Here is a 6,834-nt window from a genome sequence, read left to right as displayed (position 1 = left end):
TGTTCACCCTCCCTCCATCGGGAATAGCATAATACAGCCGCTCATTGGCAAGGGTAGCGTCTTCCAGCGAAGCTACAGGATAAGCATCCGTCTGATGCTCATCTGTTAACACCATACGCGTATTACCGTTTCTAAAGGCCTTGTTTAGAAAGGCGGCAGTATAAAAAGAGCCGCCTCATTTATTTATAAGAAGATCCCTTCTTCAAAATTCCGCCAGAAGCTCCCATGTTACTTTTAATACAGGCTACAAACAACCTCTCCAATGAGCTAGCGCTCAAAAGCCATAGAAACTTGCCACAACTAATCCAAATATTCAGTATTTATTCTTGACAGTAAAAAATCAAGATATTTCTTCTTATCACTCTTATTACTCGCAGACATTAAAACGTCTTGAGCAGCTTTTAATTTTATCTTTGCTACTACTTGATTAGGATTTTCACTTAAGGAAGCCACACTACTCCAATATTCAACTAAAAAATTAGCCAAATCATTTTTATTACCCTTTTTGTGATCAAAATACAGGAAATCAAAAAAAATGGAAAACTTTTTCCTATAGATCAAACCTATCTTTTCTATAAAATAATCTGTCAAACAACCATCAGAACAGGAAGCCAATGCCACAAGACATCTATAACTTAACGAATCTTCTTTTCGCAAGAAAAAAGCAGCAACGGAGTCTATCAAGTGAAAATTACAGTTATCCTCGCTCCACCTAATAATACCTTTTAGACTATCACCAACAACTACATCAATCCTTTTTGCTATATTAAGGGACAATATGCAAGAGTTCACCACCTTCACAGGTTCACTCCCCTGAGAAGCACATTTAGTACAGATACAAAAGCCTAATAAAATAAGAAGCAACGTAGCATAACTACTTCTTTCCTTTTTCATATTAGTTTAACTAATTAAAGCAACCTGAATATTATCAGAAACAGGCTTTCATTGATCGCAAGCGAAACCAAGTTCGCAGCAAACCAACTAATGCCAATCACCGTTCCAAAGGGTGGAGAGCAAAACAAGGAACAATGCTCCGTCGTAACATCTACACCGCGCTTGATCTGAATCCCATCACCATCGCTTGCGCAATGGTCACTTACATTCATAAAGTGTAATAGACAGTATTTGAAAAAGCTTCATACTATTTGAATTCAATTATTTAAAGCAGACTGAATATCATAAGAATCAGATTATCCATGGAATAATTTTCTTCTTGGATTACTGCACGATTTAAGAACTCTCTGGGCGAACCTTTTTCTTTCTGCTTTATTCCTTTGCACCATCCCATTTACATCCTAAAATAATAAAAAACCTACGCGGTTAGGCCTGGGCGTAGGTAATAATAAGATGACAAAACCTCTCCCCCATAGCACCCTCAAGTTTATTGAAATTGACAACAACACTTATATTTGAGTGAAGCGTTGACAGCCAACTCCCTGAGCCGGCCCTGGCAGAAGCGATTTGCTATTCCTATTAAAGATTGGCACCTATTGGCTTCACAGACTAATTTACATAACTTCAACAAACAGCTTATCTAAGGTATCACAGGCTCTCCATTTTTAAAATGCTGCCTTTTTAGGATAGATCCATCTTTTTCATAGGTTATCCAAATACTATCCTTTTTCCCATTCTTCCAAAAGCTCCGACTTCTTAGTAATAAAGCCGTATCAGAACGAGAATAATATTCTAATCTGATTCTTAAAGTATCACCTCCTTCAATCATATTTTCTACAACCTCATCATACCCCCTATGAAAAAGCATTCCTGTGAACAAAGGAAACAACAAGAACAGTGATGCGATTAAAATACCCCAACTAGCTAAAGAGCTTTTTACCCCTTTACGTTGCAAATAGATAATTGCCCCTACATTTATTAACGCAACCCCAACCAATGCAGCAACAATAGAGTAAGCAAAATAGGTAAATAATTTCTGTTCTCCCGCAGACGAATCAATGTTTGCAATCAGGCCTCCAAATAGGCCTATTGCCAACATACCTATAAACCATCGAAACGAATATGTAACAGGATTATATTTCATCGCTATTTAGCCAACCTTTATGAATGCCACCAATCCATAATAAACGTACCCAAACCCTAACCTCGTTTTAAAATCGCCCAAAGGATCTACATAATAATAATCGCCTGATCAAGGCAAGCACTATATACAAAAATCTACAGGAAAAACGCCTGCGGCAAATGCCCGCAGATTTTGTATATAAACTATAACATTCACGAAGTGCTAAAATCAATTAGTATTATAAAACAAATGACAAAACCCTTAACCTTCCTTTCACCAAAGCGATTACATAAAATATCCCATTATTGAAAGCAATTTTAAAATTAGGATTACCTTCTTCTTTCTGTATCTCTGCCAGCGTAGGATCATAATTAAACCCTTTCAACTTTATAGTTCTGACCACTTCATTTTTTTTCATATCCTTTTTCAATACGTATATAGTATTTCTTTTTGAATAATCAAAGGCAACAAAATAGTCATCAGTGGAACAGGATATGATTGGCTCATTCATTACTTTGGTTAATGCAACAGGAGCAAATCTCTTAAGGCTAATGGACGAACCTTTACTCAAACCAAATTCATAAACACTATCTTCCGGAACTGCTGAATAGCTAATCACCTTGGATGCCTGTACATAACCTGTTCCGGTAAATTCAAATGGCAAAAAAGATAGCACTTCCCCTTTCAGTGTAATCATCTTAACAGAATCTCTTGAGGCAATCAGGGACCTATTACTATCCAAAACCTTAATATTATCAACAAAATAATAACCAGTATATATTTTTGACACCTCTCCACCTTTCGATACAGTATAAATTTCATTAAGAAAACTTATATAATAACCATTATCATAAGCAGCTATTGCCCTCGCATACTTATTCAACTTCAACTGTTTGCCAAGAAACAAATTAACTTTCACATCAGTTGCAACACTTCTGCTTTTTGTGTCAATAACGACCAACTTCCCCTTATTTATAAGATATAATGTATCCTTATACAAGTCAGACAATAGTATATCATTCAACCCTTTCGTAAATAAATTATCTGCCACATTTACGTCAACTACAGTTTTCACAGTATCTTCCATACCACCGTCTACCATAGCTTTACAGCCATCTTTAATAGCTAAAAAGAAAACAGCAAAAAAAACAAATATCTTCATCATATCAGGTAACACTTATAATATAATTCTTTGTCTTTTATTCGTAAGAAAATGAAAAATCAGAAATAACCAAAAAATCCATCGGCTATAATTATTTTCGTATTATTCAAACTTCGGTGAAGTGAATTTTATTTTAGATTCGGGCTTAGCATCATTCAAAAATTCTTCATCTGTCATTACCCTATATAACAAAGCTGTCATTTGTAATCGTCTAGTATTTTCTTTCTCTGGATTCAAAACTTTACCCATACACCAGGTATTTGACTTCATTAATAATAGACCAAAATCAATACTTACAAAATAGGATATTTCTCCATCGGTCACCCCCTTATCTGCAACAAGTTTTAATACACCATATACCCTTCCGTTTATAGCATAATCTCTCTCTCCTCCATTATATAAACGTATTGTATCACTGCCATCAGACAGTAACGTAAAATATTTACTTGTTGTATCACAGGAAATAATGAAACTTTCCGCTTCACTACTGCTGTAAGCATAATTAACAACTCCTGTTTCCGATACCTTTTTACTAAACTGATAGCTGGAAAAATATGCGCTATCCTTATCAATGGTAGAAAATAATTTCAACGAATCACTTGAATGTAATATGATTGATTGGGATTTTACATGAACCCTATCGTCTTTACAGGAACATGCAATACTAAAGCAAACTAATATATATAGTCTGAACATAAGCTCTAATTGTAAAAGTCATTTATTTTATTCTTTATATAGTCTGACTCATTTTTAACTTCCCCCTGCGCTTTTTGTCACAATCGCATTCCACATTGATTTACTTTCTATATAAAAATCAGCTCGCTCCCTAAACCAATCAGAGATAATAGGTTTCATCCAATCCCTATGCTGATAGAAAGGATTACTTATTGCTTTAGGAATTGGCATTATCCACGGCGCAGTACCTAACAAGCTAATACCCAATTTAAAATGCACAAAATATATAATTTATTCAAATTTTTGAAACAAGTAGATATACATCTTTTCTCCTTTAAAGAGAAACAATGTATCCGATAACGCAGACTTAACAATGCTATCTCCCGGAGAGGCCATCAGGATAAATCCATTACCCGTATTTAGAATCGGTATAGGAAAAAAACAAATTCAGTGGGATTATTTCTGACTTTAAAAGACGATCCATGGTGTTTTATTTTAACAAGTTCAATCCTTCCATTAATATTTGCTTTATTAAACTGATTGTATTCTCTGCCCGTTTGCTTGCCAATATATCTCATAGCAATAGTTAGATACAACACGACAATAACAGCGAAAACAACTATATATGCCAAATACTTTTTCATTTCCTCCATTTTTCCACAATCGACGTATAACTACCTTACACAATTACCGAGACACTTCCGTCCTCAGATGATTCCTTTTCTCCTTTTCAAACTCGTCTTCTTATTTAATTTCAATATCATTCTTATACGTTACTTTTTTAACTGTATCTCCAACTCTGGATAGATAAATCCATATACTACCTTTTATCCACAACTCATCCATTAAAGTACCCTTTGAATTAATCGTATCAGCACTTCTATAATATTCAACTCTTTTAACAGCCAAAGGCTCAGAATAATTATACGTTATAACCTTATAACGGTAATTACTTTTAGTAAAGCACCACTCAGAACCTACATTATCTTTAAATGATAACATAACTGTGATAAAAACAATACATAGTACTGGCGTTGCCGTAAAAACTCCAATCTTATCAGGTACAGATTGTGGATAAATGATTTTCTTAATCAATAAAAGAATTAAGATAACTGCTGCAACTATCCAGAAAATAAGAGTAAAATAGCCATAGCCTAAAGAACTACCTGGATCGTCCATTCCTTTCTTTATAAAAATGAAGGTAACAGCATAGTAAATAACATTAAAATAAACCAACCTCTTATATCCTCTCCCGGAAGACAGGAATTATCTAATACACTAATTACTACTCATATACTTATGCTTTAATTATTGGTGTAAATTCTTTTCAAAAATTAGAATAAAAGCTATTGCCAAAATCAAAACAGGTAGGCTTAGGCCTGTAACAAATGCCCAAAAACATCTTTCTCTTCTTGAGAGACATTTAAATTCCTCAACAAAACTTCTATAATTACTTCTCTTAAAATATAGCCATACAAAAAAAATCCACAACAATATAAGTGGAGCCCATAGATATTTGCTAGCCGTATTGGGCATAAAAAGAATACCTGTCATGTATCTTAACAACGAGACAGAGAAAAAGAAAAAGAGCATCTGAATTACTGTCACAATTATAACCCCTGAAAAAAAAGGGTCCTCTCTTTTATACCTAGAATAAAATATATACGAAGACGAAAATATTCTTTGAAAAATTTTCATATTACGTTAATTTAATTAGTTAAAGCAGACTGAATATTTTCAGAAACAGACTTCCCATTAACCCCGAGCGAAATTAAGTTCGCTGCAAACCAACTGACCCCAATCACTGTTCCGAAAGGCGGGGGTAAACCAAGGGACAATGCCCCCATCATAACATCTATGCCGTGCTTGATCTGAGGCCCTTCAACCATCGCTTGCGCAACGGTCACTCCCACGCCTAAAACACCTAAAACTTTGTTGGCATTTCCTATCACTCTTGCACCATTACCAAAAGCGGTTGAGGAGCTAGCAGCCTCTGCAGCCTTAAATCCCTCTTCAATTGCGACCCCAGCAGTATTAGCTAATGCGTCATTCACTTTACCTGCGTCACCTAACTTATCTGCAAGCTCCTTATTGGCATTATTTACGCCTGAATTACTAACATTACCCGGTTCTGCATTAGCAGCATCCGCAGTTGTAGTTACCGGCTTTCCATCCACCATAGGAGTGCGCGTCCCATCTGCATTTAACTGATATGATTGCCTTTGGCCATTGTCATCTGTATAGCCTTGCTTAACCACTCCAGTCTTTCCAATATCTTTAACCTCAGTAATCTTCTGATTCCCATTCGCGTCTTTACCCTGATTTTTCGCCCATACCTCCGCTTGTGCTTGAGAATTAATATCCTTAGCCCAACCGACATTAAGATTTCCATTTTGATCCCTGTATCTTATCCAATCCTTAGCCTCCAAGCCATCAGGGTCCAAAAATCTCAATGGGTTGTCATATGCGTAATTATAGACACTCCATCTCCTGGAAGTTCCAGCTTTTGGATCAACAGTATGCCATCTTCCTATTTGCGGGTCTTGCATCCTCGCCCCATAATCATACAACTCCAACCCCTGCCCATCACTAAACTCCTCCCCCTGCAACTCCTTCCCATTATACTTCAACCTATTCTCCAACTTCCCAGCCGCCCTCGAACTTATCCCCTTCATCTCCAACCCAAACGGATAATAATGTGTCTCCTCCAGCAACGCCCCCCGCTCATGACTCACCTGTACGTTGTCAAAGAACACATCTATATTAGGCGTCTCATTCGATACATAAATATACAAATAACCAGACTTCTTCATCTCCCTTCCCACTACTTCATGAGACGTAAAAACCCCATCATCCCCCACCTGGCTAAAACCGCTGTTATAACTATCCCCCGTCCATACAATGTTGAATTGTTCATCGAATAACACATAGTTCAGGTAAGCCTTGGGCTTGCTCCCATTAGCCACATAATTACTACCAG

6 protein-coding genes are annotated in these 6,834 nt (G+C 36.2%); all 6 read right to left on the bottom strand.

Annotated features, from left to right (window positions below; all coding sequences use genetic code 11):
• Nucleotides 1-300 precede the first annotated feature (300 nt).
• A complete protein-coding gene (locus tag ESB13_RS23605) occupies nucleotides 301-894 on the bottom strand; it encodes a hypothetical protein (protein WP_129006565.1) in 594 nt (197 codons plus the stop codon).
• 640 nt (nucleotides 895-1,534) lie between these two features.
• Nucleotides 1,535-2,038 carry a toxin-antitoxin system YwqK family antitoxin gene (locus tag ESB13_RS23600; protein WP_129006563.1) on the bottom strand — a complete coding sequence of 168 codons (504 nt, stop codon included), beginning with the start codon at nucleotides 2,036-2,038 and terminating at the stop codon, nucleotides 1,535-1,537.
• A gap of 217 nt (nucleotides 2,039-2,255) precedes the next feature.
• Complete coding sequence (locus ESB13_RS23595; protein WP_129006561.1) at nucleotides 2,256-3,182, bottom strand: hypothetical protein; 927 nt, start codon at nucleotides 3,180-3,182, stop codon at nucleotides 2,256-2,258.
• A gap of 99 nt (nucleotides 3,183-3,281) precedes the next feature.
• Complete coding sequence (locus ESB13_RS23590; protein ID WP_129006559.1) at nucleotides 3,282-3,770, bottom strand: hypothetical protein; 489 nt, start codon at nucleotides 3,768-3,770, stop codon at nucleotides 3,282-3,284.
• Between the two features lie 828 nt (nucleotides 3,771-4,598).
• Nucleotides 4,599-5,033 carry a hypothetical protein gene (locus ESB13_RS23585; protein WP_129006557.1) on the bottom strand — a complete coding sequence of 145 codons (435 nt, stop codon included), beginning with the start codon at nucleotides 5,031-5,033 and terminating at the stop codon, nucleotides 4,599-4,601.
• A gap of 530 nt (nucleotides 5,034-5,563) precedes the next feature.
• On the bottom strand, nucleotides 5,564-6,834 hold a 1,271-nt coding region (locus ESB13_RS23580; protein WP_164974336.1), incomplete at its 5' end, for an RHS repeat domain-containing protein.

It is taken from the genome of Filimonas effusa, assembly GCF_004118675.1.
Taxonomy (GTDB): Bacteria; Bacteroidota; Bacteroidia; order Chitinophagales; family Chitinophagaceae; genus Filimonas; species Filimonas effusa.
Note: the sequence above shows the minus strand (reverse complement) of the source record. Positions and strands in the feature narration are given on the sequence as shown.

What these genes read in the sequence shown, in the direction of transcription:
- ESB13_RS23605 (WP_129006565.1), bottom strand. Translation starts at nt 894, where the DNA reads ATGAAAAAGGAAAGAAGTAGTTATGCTACGTTGCTTCTTATTTTATTA.
- ESB13_RS23600 (WP_129006563.1), bottom strand. Translation starts at nt 2,038, where the DNA reads ATGAAATATAATCCTGTTACATATTCGTTTCGATGGTTTATAGGTATG.
- ESB13_RS23595 (WP_129006561.1), bottom strand. Translation starts at nt 3,182, where the DNA reads ATGATGAAGATATTTGTTTTTTTTGCTGTTTTCTTTTTAGCTATTAAA.
- ESB13_RS23585 (WP_129006557.1), bottom strand. Translation starts at nt 5,033, where the DNA reads ATGGACGATCCAGGTAGTTCTTTAGGCTATGGCTATTTTACTCTTATT.